22 protein-coding genes and 1 pseudogene are annotated in these 26,552 nt (G+C 70.6%); 14 read left to right on the top strand and 9 right to left on the bottom strand.

Annotated elements, in window-relative coordinates; translation table 11 throughout:
* Nucleotides 1–501 precede the first annotated feature (501 nt).
* The 5 genes from OG788_RS45400 (at nt 502) to OG788_RS45380 (ending at nt 7,151) form a co-directional block, all read left to right on the top strand.
* A complete protein-coding gene (locus OG788_RS45400; protein WP_266766217.1) occupies nt 502–828 on the top strand; it encodes a TcmI family type II polyketide cyclase in 327 nt (108 codons plus the stop codon).
* Nucleotides 825–2,099, top strand: coding sequence for a beta-ketoacyl-[acyl-carrier-protein] synthase family protein (locus OG788_RS45395; RefSeq protein ID WP_351544568.1), 1,275 nt, complete (start codon nt 825–827; stop codon nt 2,097–2,099). Before OG788_RS45400 ends, OG788_RS45395 begins: the two co-directional genes overlap by 4 nt.
* The gene (locus tag OG788_RS45390; protein ID WP_406368616.1) at nt 2,096–3,310 is read left to right on the top strand and encodes a ketosynthase chain-length factor; all 1,215 of its coding nucleotides are present in this window, start codon (nt 2,096–2,098) and stop codon (nt 3,308–3,310) included. Before OG788_RS45395 ends, OG788_RS45390 begins: the two co-directional genes overlap by 4 nt.
* 30 nt (nt 3,311–3,340) lie before the next feature.
* A complete protein-coding gene (locus OG788_RS45385) occupies nt 3,341–5,119 on the top strand; it encodes an ABC transporter ATP-binding protein (protein WP_406368618.1) in 1,779 nt (592 codons plus the stop codon).
* 91 nt (nt 5,120–5,210) lie between these two features.
* Nucleotides 5,211–7,151 (top strand): multicopper oxidase family protein, encoded by a 1,941-nt coding sequence (locus tag OG788_RS45380; protein WP_406368620.1) that lies wholly within the window; start codon nt 5,211–5,213, stop codon nt 7,149–7,151.
* Between the two features lie 201 nt (nt 7,152–7,352).
* On the opposite strand, the gene OG788_RS45375 is transcribed toward OG788_RS45380, so the two are convergent.
* From OG788_RS45375 to OG788_RS45360, 4 genes are all read right to left on the bottom strand, one after another.
* A complete protein-coding gene (locus tag OG788_RS45375) occupies nt 7,353–9,524 on the bottom strand; it encodes a TerD family protein (protein WP_406368622.1) in 2,172 nt (723 codons plus the stop codon).
* A gap of 126 nt (nt 9,525–9,650) precedes the next feature.
* A complete protein-coding gene (locus OG788_RS45370; protein ID WP_266766223.1) occupies nt 9,651–10,052 on the bottom strand; it encodes a GNAT family N-acetyltransferase in 402 nt (133 codons plus the stop codon).
* Nucleotides 10,036–11,307, bottom strand: coding sequence for an adenylosuccinate lyase (gene purB, locus OG788_RS45365; protein ID WP_406368624.1), 1,272 nt, complete (start codon nt 11,305–11,307; stop codon nt 10,036–10,038). Before purB ends, OG788_RS45370 begins: the two co-directional genes overlap by 17 nt.
* A gap of 71 nt (nt 11,308–11,378) precedes the next feature.
* A complete protein-coding gene (locus OG788_RS45360; RefSeq protein WP_266766313.1) occupies nt 11,379–11,642 on the bottom strand; it encodes a hypothetical protein in 264 nt (87 codons plus the stop codon).
* A gap of 273 nt (nt 11,643–11,915) precedes the next feature.
* On the opposite strand from OG788_RS45360, the gene OG788_RS45355 reads away from it, so the two are divergent.
* On the top strand, nt 11,916–13,091 hold the full coding sequence (locus tag OG788_RS45355) for a glycosyltransferase (RefSeq protein ID WP_266766225.1): 1,176 nt from the start codon (nt 11,916–11,918) through the stop codon (nt 13,089–13,091).
* Nucleotides 13,092–13,334: 243 nt separating this feature from the next.
* Here OG788_RS45355 and OG788_RS45350 read toward each other — a convergent pair whose 3' ends face one another.
* Together OG788_RS45350 and rfbA are read right to left on the bottom strand one after the other, a co-directional pair.
* Nucleotides 13,335–14,411, bottom strand: a complete 1,077-nt coding sequence (locus OG788_RS45350) for a nucleotide disphospho-sugar-binding domain-containing protein (RefSeq protein WP_351544548.1) — start codon at nt 14,409–14,411, stop codon at nt 13,335–13,337.
* Nucleotides 14,412–14,469: 58 nt separating this feature from the next.
* Entirely contained in the window at nt 14,470–15,339 is an 870-nt protein-coding gene (gene rfbA / locus OG788_RS45345) for a glucose-1-phosphate thymidylyltransferase RfbA (RefSeq protein ID WP_356757361.1), read from the bottom strand.
* Between the two features lie 196 nt (nt 15,340–15,535).
* On the opposite strand from rfbA, the gene OG788_RS45340 reads away from it, so the two are divergent.
* The 3 genes and pseudogenes from OG788_RS45340 (at nt 15,536) to OG788_RS45330 (ending at nt 18,473) form a co-directional block, all read left to right on the top strand.
* A complete protein-coding gene (locus OG788_RS45340) occupies nt 15,536–16,549 on the top strand; it encodes a Gfo/Idh/MocA family protein (protein ID WP_406368626.1) in 1,014 nt (337 codons plus the stop codon).
* Between the two features lie 474 nt (nt 16,550–17,023).
* Nucleotides 17,024–17,110 (top strand): annotated as a pseudogene (locus OG788_RS45335) (hypothetical protein); the annotation flags it as partial.
* Between the two features lie 472 nt (nt 17,111–17,582).
* Entirely contained in the window at nt 17,583–18,473 is an 891-nt protein-coding gene (locus tag OG788_RS45330) for an RNA-guided endonuclease TnpB family protein (RefSeq protein WP_406368628.1), read from the top strand.
* Here OG788_RS45330 and OG788_RS45325 read toward each other — a convergent pair.
* The 3 genes from OG788_RS45325 to OG788_RS45315 are packed head-to-tail and all read right to left on the bottom strand — an operon-like array spanning nt 18,460 to nt 20,260.
* Complete coding sequence (locus OG788_RS45325; protein WP_406368629.1) at nt 18,460–19,110, bottom strand: dTDP-4-dehydrorhamnose 3,5-epimerase family protein; 651 nt, start codon at nt 19,108–19,110, stop codon at nt 18,460–18,462. The genes OG788_RS45330 and OG788_RS45325 overlap by 14 nt on opposite strands.
* A gap of 18 nt (nt 19,111–19,128) precedes the next feature.
* Nucleotides 19,129–19,794 carry a sulfotransferase family protein gene (locus OG788_RS45320; protein WP_406368631.1) on the bottom strand — a complete coding sequence of 222 codons (666 nt, stop codon included), beginning with the start codon at nt 19,792–19,794 and terminating at the stop codon, nt 19,129–19,131.
* A gap of 19 nt (nt 19,795–19,813) precedes the next feature.
* Nucleotides 19,814–20,260 carry a carboxymuconolactone decarboxylase family protein gene (locus tag OG788_RS45315; protein WP_351544530.1) on the bottom strand — a complete coding sequence of 149 codons (447 nt, stop codon included), beginning with the start codon at nt 20,258–20,260 and terminating at the stop codon, nt 19,814–19,816.
* Between the two features lie 168 nt (nt 20,261–20,428).
* Between OG788_RS45315 and OG788_RS45310 the strand changes: the two genes are divergently transcribed.
* The 5 genes from OG788_RS45310 to OG788_RS45290 all read left to right on the top strand — a co-directional run bounded on the left by OG788_RS45310 (nt 20,429) and on the right by OG788_RS45290 (nt 26,551).
* Nucleotides 20,429–21,844, top strand: a complete 1,416-nt coding sequence (locus OG788_RS45310; protein ID WP_406368633.1) for an amidase — start codon at nt 20,429–20,431, stop codon at nt 21,842–21,844.
* Nucleotides 21,845–21,846: 2 nt separating this feature from the next.
* Nucleotides 21,847–23,355 (top strand): glutamine synthetase family protein, encoded by a 1,509-nt coding sequence (locus OG788_RS45305; RefSeq protein ID WP_356757366.1) that lies wholly within the window; start codon nt 21,847–21,849, stop codon nt 23,353–23,355.
* A gap of 155 nt (nt 23,356–23,510) precedes the next feature.
* A complete protein-coding gene (locus OG788_RS45300) occupies nt 23,511–24,305 on the top strand; it encodes a DUF3050 domain-containing protein (RefSeq protein ID WP_351544518.1) in 795 nt (264 codons plus the stop codon).
* A gap of 30 nt (nt 24,306–24,335) precedes the next feature.
* Complete coding sequence (locus tag OG788_RS45295) at nt 24,336–24,671, top strand: 4Fe-4S dicluster-binding protein (RefSeq protein WP_356470612.1); 336 nt, start codon at nt 24,336–24,338, stop codon at nt 24,669–24,671.
* Nucleotides 24,668–26,551 (top strand): hypothetical protein, encoded by a 1,884-nt coding sequence (locus OG788_RS45290; protein WP_406368635.1) that lies wholly within the window; start codon nt 24,668–24,670, stop codon nt 26,549–26,551. Before OG788_RS45295 ends, OG788_RS45290 begins: the two co-directional genes overlap by 4 nt.
* The last annotated feature ends 1 nt before the right edge of the window (nt 26,552 follow it).

Here is a 26,552-nt window from a genome sequence, read left to right as displayed (position 1 = left end):
CGGAAAGCCCGTACGGCGGCCGGGTTGTTCGTTCCGGCTGTGCCGGTCCGCGGCGGCGGAAGAGGGGGCGGCTCCTGCGGGGAGCCGTCCCCTTGCTCTGTCCGGGCCGGTGCGAAATACGGCCGGCCGTTTTCTCGGGTTCCGCTCGAGAACGGCGCGAGCGGAACTTCACATTCCTTCCAGCGGCATTCGACGCGTTGCCGGTTTCCTCTTGAGGAGGGCCACCCAAGGTGGCAGCAGACGGTTTCCCGGCGAAGTGGAGATTGAGATGCGGGCGAGGCGCAGGTCCGCCATGAGATCCATAGGGAAGAGCCTCGGCGAGGGCCTGATGTGGATGGGGTTCGCGTGGAATGCCATGTATCCGCCGCCCGGTTGGGCGAATCCCGGGCTCCCTTTCACTGAACAGCCTTGCCTGCCGCCTTTGTCGGAGGAGGAGCTCGCCGAATGGACGGCACTGGTCAAGTACTTGTAGGCGCAGCACATCCTCGAGGAGGCGGTCGAGTGCACAGCAATCTGATAGTGGCCAAGATGGATTCTCGTTCGAGTGCCGATGTGGCTCGGCTTTTCGGCGCTTTCGACGAGACCGACATGCCGCATCGCATGGGGACCCGGCGACGTCAGCTCTTCATGTTCAACGGTCTGTACTTCCATCTTCAGGACTTCGACGACGACAACGGCGGGGAGCTGATCGAGCAGGCGAAGGCCGATCCTCGGTTCGTGCGGATCAGCCAGGACCTCAAGCCGTTCATCGACGCCTACGACCCGGCCACCTGGCGCTCCCCCGCGGACGCCATGGCGCGCCGCTTCTACACCTGGGAGTCGGCGTGAGCGGCCGGCGGGTGGTCGTCACCGGGATCGGGGTGGCGGCGCCGGGCGGGATCGGGGCCAAGAACTTCTGGAGTCTGCTGAGCGAGGGCCGCACCGCGACCCGGGGGATCACGTTCTTCGACCCGTCGCCGTTCCGGTCCCGGGTCGCGGCCGAGATCGACTTCGATCCCTTCGAGCACGGGCTCGGTCCGCAGGAGATCCGGCGCACCGACCGGGCCTCGCAGTTCGCCCTGGTGACGGCCCGTGAGGCGCTCGGGGACAGCGGGCTGGACCTGCAGGGCTTCGCGCCGCACCGCATCGGGGTGGCCGTCGGCAGTGCCGTGGGCGCGACGATGGGGCTCGACGAGGAGTACCGGGTCGTCAGTGACGGCGGCCGGCTCGATCTCGTCGACCACACCTACGCCGTCCCGCATCTGTACAACTACTTCGTGCCGAGTTCGTTCGCCGCGGAGGTCGCCTGGGCGGTCGGCGCGGAGGGGCCCTCGACGGTGGTGTCCACGGGCTGCACCTCGGGCATCGACGCGGTCGGCTACGCGGCCGAACTGATCCGCGACGGCTCGGCCGAGGTGATGATCACCGGTGCCGCGGACGCCCCGATCTCGCCGATCACCATGGCGTGTTTCGACGCGATCAAGGCGACCACGCCGCGCAACGACGATCCCGAGCACGCCTCGCGGCCCTTCGACCGCACCCGCAACGGGTTCGTGCTGGGCGAGGGCGCGGCGATGTTCGTCCTGGAGGAGCGGGAGGCCGCGCTGCGGCGCGGTGCCCATGTGTACGCCGAGGTCGCCGGATACGCCTCGCGCTGCAACGCCTTCCACATGACGGGCCTGCGTCCCGACGGCAAGGAGATGGCCGAGGCCATCCGTTCGGCGCTGGACGAGGCGCGGATCGATCCGGGCGCGGTCGACTACGTCAACGCGCACGGTTCGGGGACCAAGCAGAACGACCGGCACGAGACGAGCGCCGTCAAGCGCAGCCTCGGCGAGCACGCCCGCCGCGTCCCCATGAGCTCGATCAAGTCGATGGTGGGCCACTCGCTGGGCGCGATCGGCTCGATCGAGATCGCCGCCTGTGTCCTGGCGATGGAGAACAACGTGGTGCCCCCGACGGCGAACCTGCACGATCCCGACCCCGAATGCGACCTCGACTACGTGCCGTTGACCGCACGCGACTGGCGCACAGACACGGTGCTGACCGTCGGCAGCGGTTTCGGCGGCTTCCAGAGCGCGATGGTCCTCGCCCGACCGGACAGGAAGACTGCGGCATGAGTTCCCAGGTGGTGGTGACCGGTATCGGCATCATGTCCCCCAACGGCTGCGGCGTGGAGGACTACTGGGACGCCACCCGGGCGTCCAGGAGCGGCATCGGTCGCATCACGCGGTTCGATCCGGAGAGCTACCCGTCCAAACTGGCCGGGCAGATCGACGGGTTCACGGTCGAGGACCATCTGCCCAGCCGGCTCGTCCCGCAGACCGACCGGATGACCCAGCTGGCCCTGGTGGGCGCCGACCACGCCCTGTCCGACGCCGAGGTGAGCCCGCGCGAGGCGGACACCCTCGGCATGGGCGTGATGACCGCCAGCACCTGCGGCGGCTTCGAGTTCGGCCAGGACCAGTTGCAGAACCTGTGGAGCAAGGGCAGCCAGTACGTCAGCGCCTACCAGTCCTTCGCCTGGTTCTACGCCGTCAACACCGGCCAGATCTCCATCCGCAACGGTCTGCGCGGCCCCAGCGGCGTGGTGGTCTCCGACCAGGCGGGCGGCCTGGACGCCCTCGCGCACGCCCGCCGTCTGGTCCGCAAGGGCAGCGATCTGATCCTGTCCGGCGGGGTCGACGCCGCCATCTGCCCCTGGGGGTGGGCGGCCCAGCTCACCACCGGGAAGCTGAGCCGCGAGGAACACCCGGACCGGGCCTACCTCCCCTTCGACGCCGACGCGAGCGGATACGTGCCCGGCGAGGGCGGAGCCCTGCTGATCCTCGAGGACGCCGACGCCGCCCGCCGGCGCGGTGCCGCCCGGATCTACGGCGAGATCAGCGGCTACGGATCCACGTTCGACCCGCGTCCGGGCAGCGGGCGCGAGCCCGCGCTGCGCAAGGCCGTCGAGATCGCGCTGGACGACGCGGGCCTGTCGCCCGGCCAGATCGACGTCGTCTTCGCCGACGCGGCCGGCATCCCCGAGCTCGACCGGACCGAGGCGGACGCGATCACCGCGGTCTTCGGGCACCGGGCGGTCCCCGTCACCGCGCCCAAGACCATGACGGGGCGGCTCGGTTCGGGCGCGGCCCCGCTGGACGTGGCGACCGCCCTGCTGGCCATGCGGGACGGGGTGATCCCGCCGACGGCGAACGTCACGCCCGCCCCCGGCTACGGCCTCGACCTGGTCACCGCGCCGCGGCACACCCCCGTGTCCACGGCGCTCGTCCTGGCGCGGGGTCACGGCGGCTTCAACTCCGCCCTCGTCCTGCGCTCCACCGACTGACCATCACCGAAGAGACGACAAGGAGGCCAGGTGACCACCACCGGGTCGGGCACGGCTCTACCGCCCGTGCAGAAGCGACGCATCCTCGGGCTGTTCGGCCCCTACCGCAAGAACCTGCTGTTCGTCGCGTTCCTGGTCGCGGGCTCGTCCCTGGTCTCCCTCGTCAACCCGTTCCTGATCCGCGCGATCATGGACGTGGCGCTGCCGCAGGGCCGGACCGGTCTGCTGTCGCTGCTGGCCCTCGGCATGATCGTCGTGTCGATCGCCACCAGTTCGTTCAACGTCTGGCAGACCCATGTCTCCGCCAAGGTCGGCCAGCTCGTCATGCACGATCTGCGCACCGCCGTGTACGCGCATCTGCAGCGCATGTCGCTGGCGTTCTTCACCCGCACCCGCACCGGCGAGGTGCAGTCCCGCATCGCCCACGACATCGGCGGGATGCAGGTCACCGTGACGACCACCGCCACCGCGCTGGTCTCCGACCTGACGATCGTCATCGCCACCACCACCGCCATGACCATCCTCGACTGGCGGCTGACGATCGCCTCCCTGGTGATGCTCCCGGCGTTCGTGTGGGTGAGCCGGCACGTCGGGGACGAGCGGCGCGCCATCACCCGTGACCGGCAGCGCCAGTTCGCCGACCTGTCCTCGATGGTGCAGGAGTCGCTGTCGGTCAGCGGGATCATGCTCGGCCACACCATGGGCCGTTCCCGCTCGCTGACCGACACCTTCGCCGCGCAGTCGCGCAAGCTCACCGCCATCGAGGTCCGGGCGAGCACGGCGGGCCTGTGGTACCAGTCGACGATCTGGATCGTGATGGCGTCCATGCCCGCGGTCATCTACTGGGTCGCGGGACTGACCGCGCACGGCGGGCGGATGGCGATCTCGCTGGGCTCCCTGGTCGCCTTCACCACCTTGCAGCAGACCCTGTTCCGGCCGGCGCAGCGGCTGCTGACCATCGGGCTGGACATCCAGAGTTCGCTGGAGCTGTTCGCCCGTATCTTCGAGTACCTGGACCTGCCCGTCGACGTCGCCGAGCCGCGGCATCCCGTCGTCCCCGCCGCGCTGTGGGGCGACGTGCGTCTGCGGGGGGTCGGGTTCTCCTACGCGGGGGCCGGGCGGCCGACGCTGGAGGGGATCGACGTGAGCGTGCCCGCCGGGAGCAGCCTGGCGATCGTCGGGGAGACCGGCTCGGGCAAGACCACCCTGAGCTATCTCGTGCCGCGGCTGTACGACGCGACGGCCGGCGCCGTCACCATCGACGGCGTCGACGTGCGCGACCTGTCCTTCGACACGCTGGCCGCCGCGGTCGGCGTCGTCTCCCAGGAGACCTACCTCTTCCACGCCACGGTCGCCGACAACCTCCGCTTCGCCAAGCCCGACGCGAGCGACGAGGAACTCGTCGCGGCCGCGAGGATCGCGCACATCCACGACTATCTGATGTCGCTGCCCGACGGCTACGACACGGTGGTCGGCGAGCGCGGCTACCGGTTCTCCGGCGGGGAGAAGCAGCGCCTGGCCATCGCCCGGGCCATCCTGCGCGACCCGCCGGTCCTGGTCCTCGACGAGGCCACCAGCGCCCTGGACACCCATACCGAGCGGGCCGTCCAGAAGGCCATCGACGCGGCGAGCGAGGGCCGCACCACCATCACCGTCGCCCACCGCCTGTCGACCATCCGCGACGCCGACGAGATCATCGTGCTGGAGCAGGGCCGCATCACCGAGCGCGGCACCCACGACGAACTCCTCGCCCTCGGCGGCCGCTACACCGCGCTGGTGCACCGGGACACGGAGATGGCCGCCCTCTAGAGCGGGCCGCCGCGCTGTAGAGCGGGCCGGCAGGCCTGTGCTGGAGCGGAGTTCGAGCTTCTATGGAGCGGCCGTCCCTAACGTCGCGGGGATGGAGACTGCATCTGCCGGTATACCGGAGCGGCCCCAGGGGCCCCGAGTCAACCGTCGTACGCTGCTGCGGGGCGGAGCCGTCGCGGGCCTGGGCGCCCTGGTGGGATCCGCGCCCGTGTTCGCCTCGCCCGTCGGCGCGGCCCCCGGCGGGCCCGAGCCGTCGGCGGCCGGGCTGGGGCTGACCAAGTTCACCGACCCGCTGCGGATGCCGCCGGTGCTGCGCCCGCGCGAGCGCGGCGACCACGACGAGCTGACCGTGCGGATGCGCACCGCCGACATCACCGTGCACTCGCAGCTCCCGCCGGTGCGGATGTGGACGTACGAGGGCGCCTACCCCGGTCCGACGATCGAGACGGTCCGCGGCCGCAGGCTCCGGGTCGCGTGGGAGAACCGTCTGACCGGCACTCTGCCGGTCACCGCCGTCGACTTCGGACTGGCCACCGGCCCCTCCCCCGACCCGCTGTCCAACTACCCCGGCACGCAGGGCTGCCAGGAGGTGTCCGGGGTGGCCGGCCTGGAGCCGTGGGCCGCGGTGCACCTGCACGGCATGCTGACCGGCGGCGGCAACGACGGCTGGATGGAGAACCTGCTGGCTCCCGGCGACGTCCAGCTGTCGGCGTACCCGAACGACCAGGCCGCCGGCACGCTCTGGTACCACGACCACACCCACCACGTGAGCCGCTTCAGCGTGTTCGCGGGCCTGGCGGGCCTGTTCATCACCCGCAACGCGGAGGAACGGGCGCTGGACCTGCCGAGCGGCCGGCACGAGGTGCCGCTGATCCTCAGCGACCGCAACTTCGACACGGACGCCTCGGGCGCGCCGACCGGCCGGCTGCTGCACAAGGTGGAGATGGTCGGCGCGCAGCGCCTCATGCGCCCGCACGCGGGCCCCTACACCCTGGTCAACGGGGTGATCTGGCCCCATCTGGAGGTCGACCCGCGCTGGTACCGGTTCCGGATCGTCAACACCGCGAACTCCCGGATCTACCGGCTGATGCTGCTGGCCGACGGCCGGCCCGTGGCGGGAGCGCTGAAGGTGATCGGGACCGACCAGGGGCTGCTCGGCGAGCCGCTCGCGGTCGAGGGGGCGCTCAACCTCTCCCCCGGTGAACGCGCCGACGTCCTGGTCGACTTCCAGGCGTTCCGCGGGCAGACCCTCAAGCTGGTCAACACGCTGCAGGGCGTCACGCCGGGCGAGTCCAACAAGCGCAACGACCTGCTGGAACCCGATGTGATGCAGTTCCGTGTCGCCGACCGCAGGCCCTCGGCCAAGTTCACGCTGCCCGAGGTCCTCTCCCCCACCTTCACCCGGGTCGGCCACCACGACCTGCCGCACGACCAGGCCCCGCGCTGGGTGGTGCTGGTGGGCCCCGGCACGCAGAACATGCCCGAACTGTGGGAGATGGAGGAGACCGACGCGCAGGACGTCACCCTGCCCGCCGCCGGGATCGTCCAGGTCAAGGACGCCGACGGCACGCTCGTCACGCTGCGCAGGACGGCGATGGCCTACGACGACGGCGCGACGTTCACCGCGGCGCACGAGGGGGTGGAGATCTGGAAGTACCTCAACCTCGCCGCCTCCCCCCACCCCATGCACATCCACCTGGCGCACTTCCAGGTGCTGTCCCGGGAGAACTACGACATCACCGGGTTCGACCGGGTCACCCGCGGCTCGTCGCGGCCGATCGCGTTCAAGGCGGCGGCCGAACTGGAGCCGCACGAACGCGGGGAGAAGGACACGGTCCGGGTGGGGACGGCCGGCCAGATCACGCCCGGCCCGAACGGCACCCCGGGCGAACTGGTCACCGTGGCGGTCCGCTTCCCCGTCGTCGGCCGGGGCGTGCACCACTGCCACATGCTGGAGCACGAACAGCACATGGTCCGCCCCCTGGTGGTCAGCCCCGCCGCCCATCTGAACGCGGGCGGCCACCATCACTGACCGGGTGCTGCGGGCCGCGCACCAAGGGCTGTCGGCCGTTCGGACCGCTGACGACGCGACCCGGCGCACACAAAAAGACTGGGAGGCGCCACGCGGGCGCCTCCCAGTCGAAGTCGACGGCGAGGAAAGCGAAAGAACTCGTTTTCGGAAAGGAATGAGAAGGAAGCCCTTTCATGGCCTCGCCGTCGGCAACGCTAGCACTCAGCCCGGAATCAAGTCGCGCAGATTTTCGAGGGTGATGATCCGGGAGTCCGGGTGCAGTCCCTCGGGACGTTCCAGGCCGATGTACGTCACGGGCTCGTCCGGGACCGGCTCGCCGTCCCACAGGTCCACGTCCGTGGTGTCGCCGGACATCAGGTCGATCAGGTAGGCCACCGTCAGCTGCTCGCGCTCCACGATGGCGCGCACCACCTTCGACACCGACACCTGGTTCTCCTCGACCCGGTTGGCCGACGAGATGCCCTTCAGATACAGGTGCAGCCACTTCGCGCGCCACCGGCCGTCGTCCCCGCGCCGGAACACCAGCGGCAGCGCCACCCGGCCCACCCCGCGCAGCTCCGACTTCATCCGCACCGTGCGCGGCTCGAACGGCCGGCCCTTGTGCTCACCGTCGCGCAGCATGAAGCCGAAGAACGACTCCTCGACCTCCTCGAAGTTTTCGCCGGCGTAGATGTTGACCTGCGGAACGATGAAGGTGCTGCGCACCCGGTCCAGGGACAGGTTGATGAACTCCGAGGCCCCGTCGGGCGCCTCGGTGATGTCGCCCGAGTGCTTGCCCCCGACGGCCGTGAGGGACGTGTAGGAGAGCCAGGCATCGGTGCTGTAGTCGGCGTGAAGAAGCAGCGCGGACAGGTCGTAGTCGGTCCGGTCCTCGGTCTCCTTCCAGTACACGAAGAAGCGCAGCTGTTCGCCGTCGACCGCCGAGACCGAGCCTCGCGGCAGTACGCCGAGCCCGGCCGCGGTCGCCCGGCCGCTGAGCGGAAGCGCCACGTCGAGGACGTCGGGGTCGAGCAGCAGCCGGCCCGGCGCCGGGAGCCGGCGGCGCATCTCGGCGTCGAGGGCGGCGATCAGACGATCGCGGTCCGCGGCCGGTACCGGCGGCCGGAAGTCGGGGGTCACCCATGCGCGGCCCCGGCGGTTGACGAAGATGCGGGGTTCGTCGCTCTCCCGCTCCCGGTTGTGGAGGTGTTCGCGCACCGAGAGCACGACCCGGCCGGAGACGTCGGGAGCGACCCGCACCGCGGCGGCCACCACCGCGTCCCGCTCGTCCTGGTCGGCGGCGATGCGCAGCAGGAGGTCCAGGGCGCGGAACAGTTTGCCGGGAGCGGACGTCAGCAGCTTCACCGCACCGAGGACGTCGAACTCGTCGAGCAGCTTCTCGACCCGGCTGTCGAAGGACCGTGCCTCCTTCTCGCCCCGAGCGACCGCGAACACGTCGGCGGCGTGCGGCCAGCGCGGGTACTCGTGCGGGTGGAGACGCTCGCCGAGCCGCTTGAAGGGCTCGCGGTGCGCGTGCACATCGGCGAGCTTCGCGGGGTTCGCCGCGACCACGGCGTCCAGACCCGCGAGCAGCGCCCGGCGCAGCGGCCGCGACAGCGCCCGGAACCGGGTCGGCTCCTGCAGCGTCACGTCGCCGCCCGACAGCGCGCAGGCCAGCCGCAGCACATCGGTGACGGTGTCGAGGAGGAGGTCCGCCCCGACGCCGAGCCGGGCCTCGTTGACGACCGCCCGGTTCTCCCGGACCGGGATCGCCTCCGGCTGGGGGCCGAGCGCGCACTGCTCGGCGAGGGCCTTGAGGTCGCGCAGGTCGTCCTCGCCCAGGGGGGTCGTGCTGCCGGCCAGGGCCAGGTAGAGGCCGGTGAGTTCGTCGTCCAGGTCCCGGCCGAGATGCAGGACGGTGACCCGGTCGCCCGCCGAGGCGATCAGCTCGTCCTGCGCCGCGAGCATCTCCTCGTAGGTGTGCTGGTAACGGCCGTACGTGGGGAGGCTGAGCAGGTCCAGCACCCCGTGCGCCAGCTGCGTCAGCACGTTCTCGCGCGACGTCTCGTCGCCGAGCGCCTTCGCCACGCAGCTCATCCAGAACTCTTCGGTGTCCGGCACGTTCGCCGGGAAGTCGATGAAGTACACGTTGTGCCGGACGTGGTCGCCCACCATCTCGCTCACGGTGCGCAGCGTCCGCCTGGCGGTGTGCACGACCGCGTCCTCGGACAGCCCCGACAACCGCTCCAGCAGCTCCGCCGAGAGCTTGAAGCCCACGGAGGTCAGCGCCGCGTCGAACTGCCGCGCGGCACCGGCTCCTTGACCGGCGGAGCCCTTGGGGGAGGAAAGGCGGTGGGTGTGCCGGATGACCAGCGATTCGAGACTGTGCGCCATCCGGGGATGATCGCAGAGGTGTGCGAGCCGGCGCACAGGGGTTTTTGTGCGCGGACCCGGACCTGCCAACGCCCCGCGCCGGTGGGGCGGCGCGGGCATCCGGGTCGGGGCGGGCCGTTCAGGGGTTCAGGGGTTGAGGACCCAGGCGGAGGGATGGGCGGTGAAGCCGATGTGCGGGTAGTAGTCGGCCGCCGCGGGGGCCGACAGCAGGACGATCTTGGCCTGGGGGGCCTCTTTGCGGGTCGCGTCGATGAGCTGCCGGCCGATGCCTGTGCGCTGGTAGGCGCGGACGACGGCGATGTCGGACAGGTAGGTCACGTAGGAGAAGTCCGAGACGCTGCGCGCGATGCCGACCAGTTCGCCGTCGACGCGGCAGGTGATGACCAGGTTGGCGCCGCGCACCATGGCGGCCATGCGCTGGGTGTCCTGGACGGGCCGGCGTTCGCCGAGGCCCGACTCCTCGTAGACCCGCAGCACGTCGGCGAGGTCGAGGTCGGATCCGTTCTCCCGCTCAATGCTCCAGCTCACGCAGCTTGTCCAATCGCTTGTGGATGACGTCGTGGTGGGTCAGGAACCGCTCGGGTTCCAGCGGGCCGGTCTCGATGCCCTGGGCCCGCAGGCCGGCGAGGAAGTCCTCGCCGTTGGCGGCGTCCTGGATCGTGCGATAGGTGCGCTCGCGCTCGCTGCCGGCCTCCAGCAGGTCCGCCAGGACGGCCGAGCTGTAGGCCAGTCCGCCGGTCGCGTCGATCGCGGTGCGCATCCGGTGGGGGAAGACCTGCAGTCCCTGTACGAGGTCGGTGGCCGCGCTCACCTGGTAGTGCGCGACGGTCAACGCGTCCGGCAGGACGACCCGTTCGACGGAGGAGTGCGACAGGTCCCGCTCGTGCCACAGTGCCACGTTCTCCAGCATCGTCCCGGCGTATCCGCGCAGCAGCCTGGCCAGCCCGGTCAATCGCTCGCCGGTGGTCGGGTTGCGTTTGTGGGGCATGGCGCTGGAGCCCTGGTAGGCGGCGGTGCGCGGTTCTTCCACCTCGCGGACCTCGGTGCGCGACAGCAGCCGCATCTCGACGGCGATCTGCTCGACGCAGGCGCCGAGGGTCGCGACGGCCTGGACGAGCTGGGCGTGCCGGTCGCGGGCAACGACCTGGCTGGGTGCCTCTTCCACGCCCAGGCCCAGGGCCGCGCACACGTGTTCCTCGACGAAGGGGTCGATCAGGGCGTAGGTGCCGACGGAGCCGGAGATGGTTCCCACCGCGACCTGTTCGCGTGCGTCGGTCAGCCGGCGCACCGAGCGGTCGATCGCGAAGGCGAAGCCGGCGAGCTTGTGGCCGAAGGTGGTGGGCTCGGCGTGCATGCCGTGGGTGCGGCCGATGCACGCCGTGTCCCAGTGCTCGGTCGCCTTGTCCACCAGGGCCCCGCGCAGCCGGCCGGCGGCGCCGGTCAGAAGGTCGCAGGCCCGGGCGAGGGTGTGGCCCAGGGCGGTGTCCACGAGGTCGTAGCTCGTCATGCCCAGGTGCACCCAGCGCGCGGAGTCGTCGGGCAGGTCCTCGCAGAAGGCGGCGAGGAAGGAGAGGATCTCGTGGTCGCGTTCGCGTTCGAGTTCCGCGACGCGTGCCGCCGAGGGCACCTCGGCCCGGCGGATGTCGGCGAGGGCGGCGTCGGGGACCCGGCCGAGCAGCGCCTGCGCCTCGGAGGCCAGCACCTCCACCCGGGCCCAGGTGGTGTAGCGGGCCTGGTCGGACCAGAGTTCGGCCATCTCCGGCAGGGCGTAGCGGGAAATCACGGCCGTGGTACCTCCTCGTCAAGGAATCGGGTCACCGGGCGCACGGGGTGTGCGGGCCCGGTGCACCGGTTTCAGGCGGCCTTGCGGATGATCTCCACGGATCCGGAGTCCAGGAGGGTGCGGACGGCGTCCTCACCGCCGGCGACGTCCAGGTCCATGTCGTGGAGGCGGTCGATGACGGACCGGATGACCTTGTCCGACTGCGTCTCCTTGGAGCCCTCCCAGACCAGCTCGGGGAAAACGGTCAGATAGACCTTGTCGTTTCCCTGCGTGAAGATATTCACTTCCATGACGTCACGGAGCGCCATTCGGGCGTTGTAGATCAGGGTATTCATGGGTGCCACCGACTTTCGGTATCCGTTTTCAGGGACTTCCTCGCCGCACGTTCCGACCTCATGATGATCGGACACCAAGGGCCGCGCAATGTTCGATGTTGCCACGGCGAGGGCCCGGAACGGGGCCGTCATATGTCTTGTTCAACTGCGCGGAATCCGCAATTGAACGGGCTTGCCATTTGAGGATGTTTGACAGAGAAAGGGCGCGTTGCGGACCATCGGTGATGTTCGTCAATGCGTCAGGCCGCGTCCACGAAAAGCATCCGGAGTGCCATGAAAATCCTGTTCATAACCACGGGCAGCCAGGCCACCTACTATGCCGCTGCCCCGCTGGCGACGGCCGCGCGGAACGCGGGCCATCAGGTCATATTGGCCGCCCACGAGCCGTGGGTGGAAACCGCGGAGGCCATCGGACTTCCCACCTTCTGCTTCACCGTCGATCCGATCCGGCACTTCATGCGGATCACCAACCCGGGCAAGGGCCTGCGGTTCCCGCGGGAGCTGGGCGACCAGGAGATGTTCGGCCAGGGCCGCGGCTTCGCGCAGATGGGTCTGGCGGGGGTGAAGTCCCTGCTGGAGCTGGCCAAGGACTGGACCCCGGACGTGGTCGTCGGCAGCTCGCAGAGCTACGCGGCGATGCTGCTCGCCGCGCACCTCAAGGTCCCCTACGTGCGTCAGGTCGAGTACCTGGGCATCCCGCTCACCGGCATCGACCCCGGCGCCGAGGAGGAGCTGCGGCCCGAGCTGGAGCGCCTGGGCGTGGACGGGCTGCTCAAGCCCGATCTGCTGCTGGACTCGACGCCTCCGTCGCTGCGGCCGGCCCACGACCCCGCCGCGCAGTCGCTGCGCTGGATCCCCTCCAACCCGCAGCGCCGGCTGGAGCGCTGGATGTACACCCGTCCCGAGGGCCGCCGCCGCGTGCTGATCACCTCGGGGTTCCGCAGCCTGATGTTCCGTGAGCCGGGCTGGTCGATGCCGCTGCTGGTGAGCGAGCTGGGCAAACTGGGGGCCGAGGTGCTGATCGCCGCCTCCCCCGGCGCGGCCGAGCGGTTCGGCGAGCAGCTGGGTGACGCGCGGGTGGGCTGGATCCCGATCGATGTCGCCGCCGCCACCTGTGATCTGGCGGTCCATCACGGCGGCGCGACCACCGCCACGACGCTGATGGCCAACGGCGTGCCGCAGCTGATCATCCCGGAGAACCCGCCGGAGTTCCCGCCGAACTACCACCGCGAGGCCATCGCCAAGGCCATCAGCGGCTTCGGGGCCGGCAAGACGCTGTGGCCGCAGGCGCAGGAGCCCGACAAGGCGCCCGGCGAGGTCATCGCGGCGGCGTGCCGGGAGCTGCTGGAGAACCCGAGCTACACCGAGCGGACGCAGTTCCTCGCCAAGGAGATCTCGACGCTTCCCACGCCCGCCGAGATCGTGCCCCGGCTGGAGGCTCTGATCTGACGGCGGGTCCGTCCAGCGGCTTGAGCGCCATCGCCCTGGGACCGCGGAGAGTTTCTCCGCGGTCCCAGGGCGATGTGCGTGGGCGATGTGACTGGGCGATACGCGTGGGTGATGCGCGTGGGTGATGCGCGTGGGTGATGCGCGTGCTCGGGCGCTGCGCGTGCCCGGGCGCTGCGCGTGCCCGGGCGTTGCGCGTGGCAGGCGAATGCGGCCGGCCGGGGAACCGGCCGGCCGCGCTCCGGTTCAGCGGGCGGCGAGGGCCTCGATGCCGCGCAGGACCTCGGCGGGGGTGGGCAGCGTCGCGCTCTCCTCGGCGAGGAGTCGGGTCCGCTCGGCGTAGCGGGGGTCGGAGAGGATCGCGTGGCAGCCGGCGGCGGTGATCTCGTCGGGGCTGCGGCCGGGCTCGGGCCGGTGCCGGTCGACCATGACGGCGGCGCCGAAGTCGCTGATGGACTGGGCGACGGCCTTGCCGTAGCCGTTGTCGGGGATGATCAGCTGGGGCACGCCCGCGTTGATGAGGGTCATGGCGGTGGTCGCGCCGCCGTGGTGGACGGCCAGGTCGCAGGTGGGGGCGACCACGTCCAGGGGGATCCAGCCGATCCGGACGTCGCCGAGCTGGGAGCCGAACTGTTCGGCGGCCTCGGGGAGTGCGGCGATGAGGACCTCGGCTCCCGCGCCGGTCAGTTCCTCGACCAGGGTGCGCAGTGAGCTGCCCGGGGTGTCGAGCATGAGGTTGCGGGTTCCCGCGGTGATCAGGACGCGGCGGCGGCCGGCGGGGCGGGTGTACATCCACGGTTCGAGCCGGCGCTGGCTCACCCGGGGGACCCAGCGCATCGACTGTGCGGCGGGGGCGCCGGGCGGGCGCAGGGACGGCGGGCACAGGTCGATGAAGAGGTCGGGGGGCGGCAGTTCGGCCAGGCCCAGGCGTTCCAGTTCCGGCTTCAGTTCGGCCACGGCCGTGCGGTCGCGGCGGGCCATCGGGGCGATGTGCCATATGTGGCGGACGTAGGGGACCTTGAGGCGGGCGGCGAGCACCCGGGGGACGTGGGAGAGGCCGCCGACGACCAGGTCGGGACTCCACTGCCCGGTCAGTTCCAGCAGGGCGTCGAGGCGGCCGGCGGCGGTCAGGGCGTCCTGTCCGTAGCGCATGCGCTCGGGTGTGATGCAGACGGCGGGCAGGCCGACGGACTGCGCGGCCGCCATCAGGGGTTCGTCGGCGGCGAGGAGGATCTCGTGGCCCGCGCTGCGTGCGGCGGTGGCGAGGGGGGCGACGCCGAAGACGGCCGCCTGGCTGCCGCCGACGGTGAACAGGAATTTCATCGCGTGCACTTCTTCCGGTGAGGGGGCGGATTTCGGTGTTCCGGGGTGGCGTTCGTCCTCAGCCCGCCTGGGCCATTTCCATCACGTACTGCCCGTAGGAAGAGTTCGAGAGGCGGCTTCCGAGCCGGTAGCAGGCCTCCTGGTCGATGTATCCCATGCGCCAGGCGATCTCTTCGAGACAGGCGATGCGTACGCCCTGGCGGTGTTCGAGGACCTGGACGTAGTCCCCCGCCTCCATCAGCGCGTCGTGGGTTCCGGTGTCCAGCCACACGAAGCCGCGGCCGAGCGGGATCAGGGTGGCCTCGCCCCGTTCCATGTAGACCCGGTTGAGGTCGGTGATCTCCAGCTCTCCGCGTTCGGAGGGCCGCAACTGCCGGGCGATGTCCACGACCTGGTTGTCGTAGAGGTACAGCCCGGTGATCGCCATGTTGGTCTGCGGCTGGGTGGGCTTCTCCTCGAGGGCGATGAGTTTTCCCTGGCCGTCGAGTGTGCCGACGCCGTAGCGCTCGGGGTCGCGCACCGGGTAGCCGAACAGGACGCAGCCCTCGATGTTCTGGGCGGCCCGCTGGAGCATGGGCCCGAATTCGTAGCCGTGGAAGATGTTGTCGCCCAGGACCAGGGCGACGGAGTCGTCGCCGATGTGGTCCGCGGAGACCAGGAACGCGTCGGCGAGCCCGCGGGGCTTGTCCTGTTCCGCGTAGGTCAGGGAGATGCCGAGCCAGGAGCCGTCGCCCAGCAGACGGCGGAACATCTCCAGGTCGTCGGGGGTGGTGATGATCTCGATCTCCGTGATTCCCGCCAGCATCAGGGCCGAGAGCGGGTAGTAAATCATCGGCTTGTCGTAAACCGGGAGCATTTGCTTCGAGACACCGAGCGTGATCGGATGGAGTCTCGTGCCATTGCCGCCGGCCAGGATGATGCCCTTCACCGTGGCGCCTCCTCAGTGACTTCGTGCCCATTAGGCGATGTCCGCACTTTATATTGGGGTAACACACGTTCAAAAGCCTCCCCGGATGTCACGGGACCGCGAATGGCGTGAATGTTGACAAACCCGGTGCCGTTTACTCAGGCTGGCCTTATCCCGGTTCAGGCATGCGAATTTCTGTCGTCTTTTAGGTGGGCCTGTGAACATCGAAGATCTGACACCCGTTCTTGAATCCGAGCAGAGGGCCGGTATAGGCATCATCGGGTGCGCCGACATCGCGGTGCGGCGGGCCCTCCCGGCGATCGAGGAGTCGCCGTTCCGTCTGGTGGCGGTCGCGAGCCGCAGCCGGGAGAAGGCCGAGGGCGTCGCGGCCCGGGCCGGCTGCAAGGCCGTCGCGGGGTACGAGCGGCTCCTGGAACTGCCCGACATCGACGCGGTCTACATCCCGCTGCCCAACAGCGAGCACGCCCGGTGGGCGCGCCGGGCGCTGGAGGCGGGAAAGCATGTCCTGCTCGAGAAGCCGGCGGTACCCCGCGAGGACAGTGCCCGGTCCCTGATCGCGCTCGCCGAGGAACTCGGGCTGCTCGTCATGGAGAACTTCGCGTTCCTGCGCCATCCCCAGCACGAGCAGGCGCGGTCCCTGCTGGCGGACGGGGCCATCGGGGAACTGCGGTCCTACAACGGCGTGTTCGGCATTCCGCCGACCGACCCGGCCGGGATCAAGTACCAGGCGGATCTGGGCGGCGGGGCGCTGTGGGAGGTCGGCTGCTATCCGGTGCGGGCGGCCCAGGAGTATCTGGGGCCGCGGACGCAGGTACTGGGGGCGGATCTGACGTTCGATCCGCAGCGGGGCGTGGACGTGTCCGGGGTGGCGCTGCTGCGGGACGGCGCCGGTGTCACCGCGAACTGTTCCTTCGGCCTGTCCCACAGCTACCGCTCGACGTACGACCTGTGGGGAAGCGAGGGGCGTCTGGTCCTGGAGTGGGCGTTCACCCCCTCGCCGAGCGCCCGTCCGGTGCTGCGGCTGCAGCAGCGGGACCGCGAGACCCGGATCACCGCCCCGGCCTCCGACCAGTTCCTCGGGGTGTTCACCGCCTTCCACGACGCGGTCCGCGATCCGGGCCTGCGGGCGGCGCACCATCACGAACTGCTGCGCCAGGCCGCCCTGATGGCCCGCATCCGCGAGCACACCCTGGGCCGGGAGCCCGGATGAACGGCGGCGGGTGAGGTCCTCAGCGAAGAGACGGACAACGACGAAGAACGGCAGCGAGCGTCCGCGGACGCCGACTGCCGTTCTGCCTGGTTTCGACCGCGAAGGGCTCGGTGTCATCCGTCGATGCGACCGGCCGCGCTGTTCAGCAGTACGGAGACCCGGTGTAGCTAACAACTGATGCGGATCCATCAGTGAGTCTCAGCCTTCTCTTCTCAGTTGTTACCTTGATTTGCGTGAAGCTTTCCGAGTGGGCGGCAGACGCCGTCCAGCCCGTGGGCCGGCCGGACGCCGACAGAGCGGCTTCGAGGTGCTCAACTCCAAAACGGCTGGTCGTCCTGACCCGACCGAGACCGTTGACGATCTGGTGCAGGACATCACCGAGGTGCTGACCTCGATGTGTCCCCCCTGTACGGGCGGCGGAGCAAAGAGCCGGGCGACCCGAGCGGTGGCCGTGACGACCGGTGAGGCCGCCGAGTGAAGAAGTTCCAGGCGCAGCCCGGGTTTGTGGTGCAGGCGTTCCGGTTCTCGTTGGACCCCAACGCCGCCCAGGAGCGGGCTCTGCGGTCGCACTGCGGCGCGGCGCGGGCGGCATTCAACTGGGCTGTGGGCTGGGTCGAGGCGGCGTGGTGGCAGCGCAGGGCAGAGGAGTCCTACGGGATTACCGAGGCAGGTTTGACATCGTGGCGGCCGTGGTCGCTGCCCTCGCTGCGCAGGGCGTTCAACGCCGTCAAGCACAACGACCCGAAGTTCGCGTCCTGGTGGCAGGAAAACTCCAAGGAGGCCTACAACACCGGGCTGGCGAACGCCGCCGCCGCGTTCGATAACTACGCGAAGTCGAAGCAGGGCAAGCGGCGAGGGCGGGCGGCGGGAATGCCGCGGTTCAAATCGAAACGGAAGGCGCGTCTGTCGTGCCGGTTCACCACCGGCACCCTCCGCCTCGAGACCGGCGGTCGGCATGTCACTCTGCCCAGGCTGGGAACCATCCGCGTCCACGATCCCACGAGCAAGCTCCTGGTCCGCCTGCAGGCCGGGAGTGCACGCATCCTGTCTGCCACCGTCCGCCACGAGCGGGGGCCGCTGGTTCGTCTCCTTCCAGGCCGAGGTGAAGCGCGACCTGGTGCGTGTCGCCCGCCCGGACGTCGTGGTCGGCATCGACCTCGGCATCAAGACCCTGGCTGTCATGGCCGACAGCACCGGCGAGATCCGCGAGGTGTCCAACCCTCGGCACCTCAATGCCGCATTGAAGGAGCTGCGCCTTGCCTCCCGTACCGTGTCCCGCCGCCGGGGCCCGGACCGCCGTACCGGACAGCAGCCGTCCCACCGGTGGGAGAAGGCCAACAAAGCACGCAACAAGGTGCACTACCGCATCGCGAACCTCCGCAAAGACGCCCTGCACAAACTGACCAGTGCTGTGGCGGCCGAGTACGGCACCGTGGTGGTCGAAGACCTCAACATTGCCGGGATGCTCCGCAACCGGCGCCTGGCCCGGCATCTCGCCGACGCCGCATTCGGCGAGATCCGCCGACAGCTCACCTACAAGACCCGCCGCAACGGCTGCCGCATCGTGGCCGCCGACCGCTGGTTCCCCTCCTCCAAGACCTGCTCCGGGTGCGGCGTGGTGAAAGCCAAACTGCCGCTGCACAACCGGACCTACCACTGCGACGCCTGCGGCCTGGTCCTCGACCGGGACGCCAACGCCGCACATAACCTCGCCGCCCTCGCGGCAGCAGCAACGGGTAGCGGAGTGGCCGCAGACCCGGACACCCCAGCGGTGTCGAAGCCTCGTGGAGCCGACCACAAGACCCGCACCAACCTGCCCGGCCGCAAAGTCGGGCGGGGGCGGGCAGGTGGCGCAACCCTGCCGCACCAGCAGCAGGCAGAAACGAGAGACCGTACCCAAACCGAAGCCCTCACGCTTTGGTGATGCGACGGACCTTCCGGGCAGAAACGCCCGGAATACTGAGAGCCTCTAGGGCCCCCAGCAACGGCAGGCACTGTTCGAAGGTCGGCAGGAGGCCGGCCGCGGCCGCCTCGGCCAGGGTGGGGGCCGCGGCGTCCTTGTCCGAGCGGATCGGCGGTTCCTTCAGGTCCCACGGCAGGGCGAGCGCCGGGTCGAGCGCGTCGACGTCGATCATGGTTCCCGGCTCGTACTCCTGCGAGCAGAGGTAGCTCATGCAGGTGTCGTCGGTCAGGGCGAGGAAGGCGTGGCCGACGCCGTCGGGCAGGTAGACGGCCGTTCCCGTCTCCGGGCTCTGGTGGGTGACGTCGTAGTGGCCGAACGTCGGCGAGCCCACGCGGAGGTCGACGGCGATGTCGAGCGCGCTGCCGCGTACGCAGGTGACGAACTTGGCCTGGCCGGGCGGGACTTTGGTGCCGTGGATGCCGCGCAGGGTGTTGCGCCGGGAGACCGAGTAGTTGACCTGGCGGACCGCGAAGTCCCAGCCGCTGTCGGCCAGCAGGGCGCTGGCCTTCACCGATTCGAAGAAGTAGCCCCTGCGGTCGCTCAGGGGCTCGGGCTGGACGCGGTAGGCGCCGGGGACCGTCATTTCCGAGATCAGCACCGCTTGCTCCTCGCTGTCTCAGCCGGTGGGGACCGGGCCGGTTCCGGAGGACGCCTGGGCGATCCGCCGGCGCATGGACGCGCTGTCGTTGGCGCGCGGGAACTCCTCCCGGGGCGCTGGGACTCCGAGGAAGGCGCACAGCGGATCCCAGCCCTGCCGGACGTCGTAGACGAGGACGTTGTCCGCGCCCAGGGTGCGGACGACGTCCTCGTTGTGCTGGTGGTAGACCTCGATGGCGTGGTCCTTGTCGGCGAACCGGCCGCCGAACAGGCCGTCCCAGACCATGGTGCTGGTGACGCGGAACAGCCGGGCCTGCTGGGATCCGGGCGGCGGCGGGTTCTGCATGCTGCGCAGGGCGAACTGGTACAGCGTGTCGTAGGTGCTGCGGTACCAGCTCTCGGCGTCGCGGACCGTGAGGATCACCTTGGCGCCGGGGAACGCCCGGCTGATCTGCTGGTAGTAGACCGCGCAGGGGCCGTCGACCGCGGAGTCGTAGCCGTCGAACAGGGCCGCCCAGTCGGGGCGTTGCCCGTCGCAGACGATCTTCTCCCAGCGGGTGAGGCGTTCTTCGTCGCCGACGATGTCGAACATGTGGAAGGAGGGGCCCAGGCCGAGCCGGTCCAGGGCCGCTTTCAGTGAGGTGGTGCCGGTCCGGCCCAGGCCGGCGTTGATGAGTTTCAGCACGGTGCGGTGTCCCCTTTTCTCAGCGCCAGACCGCGGGTTCCTGCTGGGTGGCGACATTGACCCGGTTCCAGAAGTTGACCAGGCCGATGTGCATGACGAGCGCGCCGAGCTGCTCGTCGTTGTAGTGGCGGGCGGACTCCTCCCAGATCTCGTCCGGTGCCATGTCCTGCGGGTCGGTCATCGAGGTGATGGCCTCGGCCATCTCCAGCGCGGAGCGCTCGGCGGCGTCGAAGCAGGATTCGGTCCGCCAGGCGGCCACCTGGGCAAGGCGCGTGTCGACGCCGGCCGGCTGATCGGGGCCCGCCGGGAGCGTGTAGGCGCGGCCGTTGATCTCGCTGACGCGCAGCCGGATCAGGTCGAGCGTCGTCTGCGGCACGCCGACCTTGCCGATGACCTCGGTCAGGTCGAGCAGGGGCTGCAGGGCGCCGGGAACGACCAGGGAAGGATTGTCCATCCGTGGAGTCATCGGATCTTCTCCTGTGCAATATGCGGGCATGAATTACCTGGGAAAACATGCTGCTCGGCGCCCCGAAACATTCGCAAGAAATTGTTGTTCAACTGCGGATCGGGCGCAGATGAAACACCCTCAATCCGTAAGTTGCACGGAATTCAGTCGATGACTTGTAGTGGTCTCGTGTCAGAGTCCACCACAACCACGAGCCGGCAGCCGGTCTGCCGCAACATTCGCGAAACACGGCAATTTATTCTCGAGGGTCATTCCACGGTCGCCGCGCATGTGCTGGACGTGCTCGACGCCATCCGTGAGACGGACCCGCGTCTGGGTGCCTATGTCGAGGTCGCCGGGGCCCGCGCGGTGCGTGAGGCCAGGGCGGCCGACCGGCTGATCGCCCGTCGCGGTGCGGCCGCCTTCCGCGAACGGCCGCTGCTGGGCGTCACGGTGTCGGTGAAGGACCTCATCCAGACGCGGGACCTGCCCACCCGGCGGGGATCGCTGCTGGCGAACCCGCGCGCCGCCGCGGACGCGCCCTGTGTGGCCCGGCTGCGGGCGGCGGGCGCGATCGTGGTGGGCAAGACGGCGACGTCGGAGTACGGGTGGAGTGCGAGCACCGTCAGCCGGGTGGGTCCCGCCACCCGTAATCCCTGGGCGCCCGGCAGGACGGCGGGCGGTTCCAGCGGCGGGTCGGCGGCCGCGGTCGCGGCGAACCTGTGCACCGCCTCGCTGGGCACCGACGGGGCGGGGTCGGTGCGCATCCCGGCCGCGTTCTGCGGCGTGGTCGGGTTCAAGCCCTCCTTCGGGCACATCCCCTACGTGCCGCCCTGCGCCGAACGGCTGTCGCATGTCGGGCCGTTGGCGCGCAGTGTGGCGGACGTCGGTGAGCTGATGGCGGTGCTGGCCGGTCCCGACCGCCGCGACCCCCAGTCGGTGCCGGCGCCGCCGGTGCCCGACGCGCGGCGCGGCGCGCTGCGCATCGGCTGGATCGAGTTCGCGGGGACGTCCGGCGCGGTCCGCGACGCCACCGAGAAGGTCCTGCCGGTGCTGGCCGCGCTGGGGCACCGGGTGGAGCGCATCGAGGCCCCGTTCCCGGACCCCTACGAAGCCCTGGTGGACATCCTCGCCGCCGCCGAGGCGAACGGCACCGCGCCCGCGGACGAGCCGTGGTGCGACGAGGGCCGGCTCGCCGTCGTGCGTTACGGGCGCTCGGTCAGCGGGGCCGCGGTGGCCCGCGCGGAGCAGACCCGGCTCGCCCTGCGGACCAGGCTCGCCTCGGTGATGGAGGGCTATGACCTGCTGGCCATGGCGACCGTCCCCCTCGAGCCGTTCGCCGCGGGCGCGATCGCCCCGCCCTGGGCCGCCGCGGCCCGGGACCTGCGCTGGCTCGCCTGGTCGCCGGCCACCTATCCGTTCAACCTCACCGGGCAGCCCGCCCTGTCGCTGCCCGTCGGCCTCACCCCGGCCGGGCTCCCGGCCGGACTCCAACTGGTCGGCCGCGTCGGCGAGGACGCTCTCGTGCTCTCGGCGGGCGAGCGCCTGGAGACGGCGCTCGGCCTCAGCCTGACTCCCCCCGCCCTCACAGTGAAAGGAAGTTGACCATGGTTTCCAGGTCGTGGTCCCTGCACGGCGGCGAGAGCGGCGTCGGCCGTCCCTCGTTCGTCGCCGAGTTCGGGCTCTGGGACGACCGGCAGGCCGCCGCGGCCGAGCAGGTCGAACTGCAGCTGGCGGAGGTCGATCTCGTGCGGGTCGTGTTCTGCGACCCGCACGGACTGGCCCGGTCCAAGACGGTGCCCGCGGACGTGTTCCGTACGGTGCTGCGCAACGGCATGGACTTCAGCGCCGGGCCGTTCCTCTTCGACACCGGCCACGCGGTGGCCGTCGACTTCCTCGCCGACGCCGGGGTGGGGGTCGGTGAACTGCTGGGCGCGGGCGACTTCGTCCTGGTCCCCGATCCGCGCACGTTCCAGGTGCTGCCCAAGGCCGGGCCGCGGACCGCCTGGGTGCTGGGCGACGAGTACCTGCGCGACGGCACACCGCACCCGCTGTCCGCGCGCGGCGTGCTGCGCCGGGTCTGCGCCGAGTACGCCCGCCAGGACCTGTCCCCGGTCATCGGTCTCGAGGTCGAGTGGTACCTCACCCGCCTGACCGGCGGCCCGGTGGGCAACGCGGGCAACGGCTTCGGCCTCCAGGGCCCGGCCCCGGAGGTGGAGGCGGTCAACCCCGGCTACCAGTTCAACCTCGACAGCGCCTACGACTCGGTCGCCGACGTCGCCGACCCGCTGGCCGCGATGCTCCAGCAACTCGGCCTGCCGCTGCGCTCGTTCGAGCACGAGTCGGGTCCCGGACAGCTCGAGACGACGTTCAACCCGATGCTGGCGGCGGACGCCGCCGACGCGATGCTGCTGTTCCGCACCCAGCTCAAGCAGGAGTGCAGGCGGCGCGGCTACCACGCCTCGTTCATGACCCTGCCTCGCCTGGCGAGCTTCGACCCCAGCGGCTGGCACCTGCACCAGTCGGTCACCAGCACCAAGACGGGCCTCAACCTGTTCGCCGAGGGCGACGGCCTGCAGGACGCCATCTCCGCCGAGGGCCGCGCCTACATCGCGGGCCTGCTGGCGCGGGCGCGGGAGTTCAGCCTGCTGTCCGTCCCGACCGTCAACGGCTACCGGCGCCTGGCCCCGGAGTTCACGCTCGCCCCGACCGCCGTCGACTGGAGGTTCGAGGACCGCAGCGCCCTGATCCGGGTCCTCAGCGGCGGCAGCTCCACCCACGTCGAGAACCGCATCGGCGAGCCGTGCGCCAACCCCTACCTGGCCATCGCCTCCCAGCTGCACGCCGGCCTCGAAGGGCTGCTCGCCGGCCCCGAAGCCGCCCGTACGGCGCCCGCTCCCGCCCCGCTGCCCCGGACCCTGCGCGAGGCGCTGGAGGCCTTCCGCGCGAGCGAGAGCGCCGAACGGCTGCTCGGCGCACCGCTCGCCTCCTGCCTGACGAAGCTGAAGGAGAGCGAGGCCGCCCGGTTCGACGCCTGGTGCGCGGCCGGGCCCGCCCCGACCGCGCCGGGCGAGGTCACCGCATGGGAGCACCGCGAGTACTTCGGCGCCTTCTGAAAGCAGGCGCGCACCGGACCGGCCCACTCCCGGCCCGGGCCTTGAACCACACCTCTCCGAACCAGACCTCTCCACCAGACCCCTGAACCAGACCTCTGAACCAGACCTCTGAACAGATTTCTCCGAACCAGACCTGAAGAAAAGGGAGTTGCCGCATGTCACGGTACGAATGGGATGGGACCAACTCGGGCGTCGAGACGCTCAAGGAAGCCATCGAGCCGTCCCGTCAGAAGGTTCTCGGCCACCCGGTCTACCACCAGCTGAACAGCGTGGACGCGGTCGTCACGTTCATGGAGCACCACGTGTTCGCGGTGTGGGACTTCATGTCCCTGCTCAAGTCCCTGCAGCGCCGGCTGACCTGCGTGGAGGTGCCGTGGCTGCCGTCCGCCGCCACCGGCAGCCGCCGGCTCATCAACGACATCGTCCTGGTCGAGGAGAGCGACGAGCTCGGCGAGGGCTTCATCAGCCACTTCGAGCTGTACCTCGACGGCATGCGCCAGTCGGGCGCGGACACCACACGCATCGACACCTTCATCGCCCTGCTGCGCCAGGGACGTACGGTCCCGGCCGCGCTGAAGGAGGCGGGCGTGCCGCGGTCGGTGACCGAATTCGTGGGCACGACCTGGGAGTTCATCGAGCACTCCCCCGTGCACTGCCAGGCCGCGGCGTTCGCCTTCGGCCGCGAGGACCTGATCCCCGACATGTTCGACCAGGTCGCCGCGCTCAACGCCGGCCACGGCTCGCTGTCCACGTTCGTCGACTACCTGCGCCGGCACATCCAGGTGGACGCCGAGGAGCACACGCCGATGGCGATGCAGATGCTCGCCGACCTGTGCGGCGACGACGCCGCCAAGTGGGCCGAGTGCCAGGAGACCGTCGACCGCGCGCTCGCGGCCAGGACGGTTCTGTGGAACGGCATTTCGGACGCGATATCCGAGCGCTCCCGCTGACGGGCCATCACTGGTGAGGGTGAGCACAGCATGCCAAGGGTAAAAGACACTCCTTCCACCGCCGCCTCCAAGCGCACCGAGCGGATCGCGCGGCAGTCCCGCGACGAGAACTGGAAGAAACCGCCGCGCCGTATCGAGACGTCGGAATGCATCACCTGTGACACGTGCCTGCGCAGCTGCCCGCCGGAGTTCGGGGCGATCTTCGACGACGGACTCAACGTCGTGATCGTTCCCGAGCTGTGCTCGGGCTGCCCGGTGTGCGTGATGGTCTGCCCCGTCGACTGCATCTATGTGGACGAGGAGTGGACCGCCACCGAGGCCCGCATGTGGGACCACGTCGGCCTGACGGCCAGGGGCCCGGCATGACGGCGCCCGCCGAGCGGGACGGCACCCTCACCCGCAGGGCGGCCCTGGCCAAGGCGCGGCAGAGCCGCAGGCCCAGCAGGCTCGGCCGGCCCGCCGGTGCCACCGGCGGGCCCGACGGCACCGGCGTGCGGGACGCCGGGTTCCCGGCCCTGCTCCGGGCGGTGTGGGAGCAGGCGCGTGCCGCGCCGGACCTGGCGGGGGCCGTGGACACGCTGCTGACGCTCGCCGGGCACGTCCCGGCGGACATCCAGCTGCGGGCGCTGGATGTCGAGGCCGAGACCGCGCTGAAGGCCCTGGCCGGACGGTCCTGGCGCGACGAGGGCGGCGACACCGGCCGGGCCGGCGGCGCCGGCACCGCCTTCCTCGGCGAGATCGGGCTGGACACGAGCGGCCGGGTCGTCGTGCGGGTTCCCTCCCAGGGCCCGCTGAGCGCGCAGGCCGACCTGGTCGACGGCGTGCTGCGGGTGCCGTGGTCCGAGGAGGACCTCGCCGGCTACCGGACCGAACTGGCCCGGGCCGCCGGCCGGTGGCAGGAGTCGGCGGACGACTGCCGCCGGTGGCTGGCGCAGGCGGGCCCCGACGGACGCGCCGCCCTGCTGCAGGACCTGGTCGAGGCGGCGCTGCGCACCGCGCCGTTCGTCCTCTACGCCGGAAAGCGCCAGTACACCAACTTCCGCGGGCCCAACACCCTGACGGGCAAGACGCTGCCCCCGGGGCACCCCGACTGCGCGCTGAGCAGTCTGGCCGGGCTGCCGCTGGAGCTGTGGTCGGACAGCGATGTGCTGCTGGTGGTCTGCCTGACGCTGCTGGTGCGCTCGGCGGGGTACGCCCGCATCGAGGAGGCGAACGGCACCCAGCTCACGCTGGACCACGTCGCCCTCCTGCTGGAGCGCACCCGCAGGGCCTACAACGCGGCCGCTCCCGCGCTGGACCCGGTGCCGGAACCGGCCTCGCACACGGTGGCCGCGCTCGGCGAGCTCGCCGGGTCCCTGGCGGTACGGCGCCGGGACCTGATGCAGCGCGTGCAGCTCTACCGCGAGATCTACGGCCCGCTGATGCACAAGATCGAGCGGGTCGCCGGTCCGGTCAAGAGCGACGCCGAGCGGCTGGAGGCCGAGGTGTGCGCGCGCCTGCGCGAGCGGCTTCCCGTCACCGGTGACACCCTCGCCGAACTGGCCGCGGGCGTGGAGTCCTCGCCGGGCTGGCTGGCCGGGGCGCACGGACAGTTCGGCACGGGGCTGGAGTCCCTGGTGCACGAGACGGTGTGCGCGGCGGCGGCGGTGTTCGACGCCGACTTCGCGATGAGCCGCGGGATGCGGTCGCTGCCGGCGCTGATCGCGGCGCTGCGCGCGGGGGCGTATCCCGAGATCGCCGGCTGGGAGATCCCGCACTTCTTCTGCTGTGTGGTGCCCTCGCCGGACGCGGCGCGGCTGTTCGGCGGTTCGGCGGGCCGGCTGGCCGACACCGCGTGGGCGATCTCCTCGCGGATGCAGTACAACTCCTGGCACTTCCTGGTCGGCAACCTGCCCAAGGTTCCCGAGATCGCGGCACGTGACCACTTCGTGCCGCCGGCGATCCCGGACATCGCGTACTACTCCGATCAGCACCACAACGGCCATGTCGCGGCCAGGGTGCGCTTCACCGTCCGCAGTCCGCAGCCGGTCCAGGTGCTGGGGCAGCGGTTCAACGGGTTCATGGACCTGCGGCTGCTGCGCTGCGAGGGGCTGCCGTTCGACGAGCAGGACCTGCTGGCGGCGCACCGAACCTCCGCCTTCATCGCGGGGGCCACGACCCTGGCGGCCGGCCTGGTCGCCGGTGGCACGGACATCGAGGTCACCGCGTTCGACTCCGCGTGGCACTGGAACGAGATCGCCGGATAGC

Source organism: Streptomyces sp. NBC_00647 (assembly GCF_045207245.1).
GTDB lineage: Bacteria > Actinomycetota > Actinomycetes > Streptomycetales > Streptomycetaceae > Streptomyces.
The sequence above is the reverse complement of the archived record's forward strand: the minus strand, read 5'-3'. Positions and strand labels throughout refer to the sequence as shown.

Coding starts and splice junctions, on each gene's coding strand:
- OG788_RS45355 (WP_266766225.1), top strand. CDS start 11,916: ATGAAAATCCTGTTCATAACCACGGGCAGCCAGGCCACCTACTATGCC.
- OG788_RS45315 (WP_351544530.1), bottom strand. CDS start 20,260: ATGACTCCACGGATGGACAATCCTTCCCTGGTCGTTCCCGGCGCCCTG.
- OG788_RS45380 (WP_406368620.1), top strand. CDS start 5,211: ATGGAGACTGCATCTGCCGGTATACCGGAGCGGCCCCAGGGGCCCCGA.
- OG788_RS45295 (WP_356470612.1), top strand. CDS start 24,336: ATGCCAAGGGTAAAAGACACTCCTTCCACCGCCGCCTCCAAGCGCACC.
- OG788_RS45305 (WP_356757366.1), top strand. CDS start 21,847: ATGGTTTCCAGGTCGTGGTCCCTGCACGGCGGCGAGAGCGGCGTCGGC.
- OG788_RS45375 (WP_406368622.1), bottom strand. CDS start 9,524: ATGGCGCACAGTCTCGAATCGCTGGTCATCCGGCACACCCACCGCCTT.
- OG788_RS45350 (WP_351544548.1), bottom strand. CDS start 14,411: ATGAAATTCCTGTTCACCGTCGGCGGCAGCCAGGCGGCCGTCTTCGGC.
- OG788_RS45290 (WP_406368635.1), top strand. CDS start 24,668: ATGACGGCGCCCGCCGAGCGGGACGGCACCCTCACCCGCAGGGCGGCC.
- OG788_RS45300 (WP_351544518.1), top strand. CDS start 23,511: ATGTCACGGTACGAATGGGATGGGACCAACTCGGGCGTCGAGACGCTC.
- OG788_RS45360 (WP_266766313.1), bottom strand. CDS start 11,642: ATGAATACCCTGATCTACAACGCCCGAATGGCGCTCCGTGACGTCATG.
- OG788_RS45390 (WP_406368616.1), top strand. CDS start 2,096: ATGAGTTCCCAGGTGGTGGTGACCGGTATCGGCATCATGTCCCCCAAC.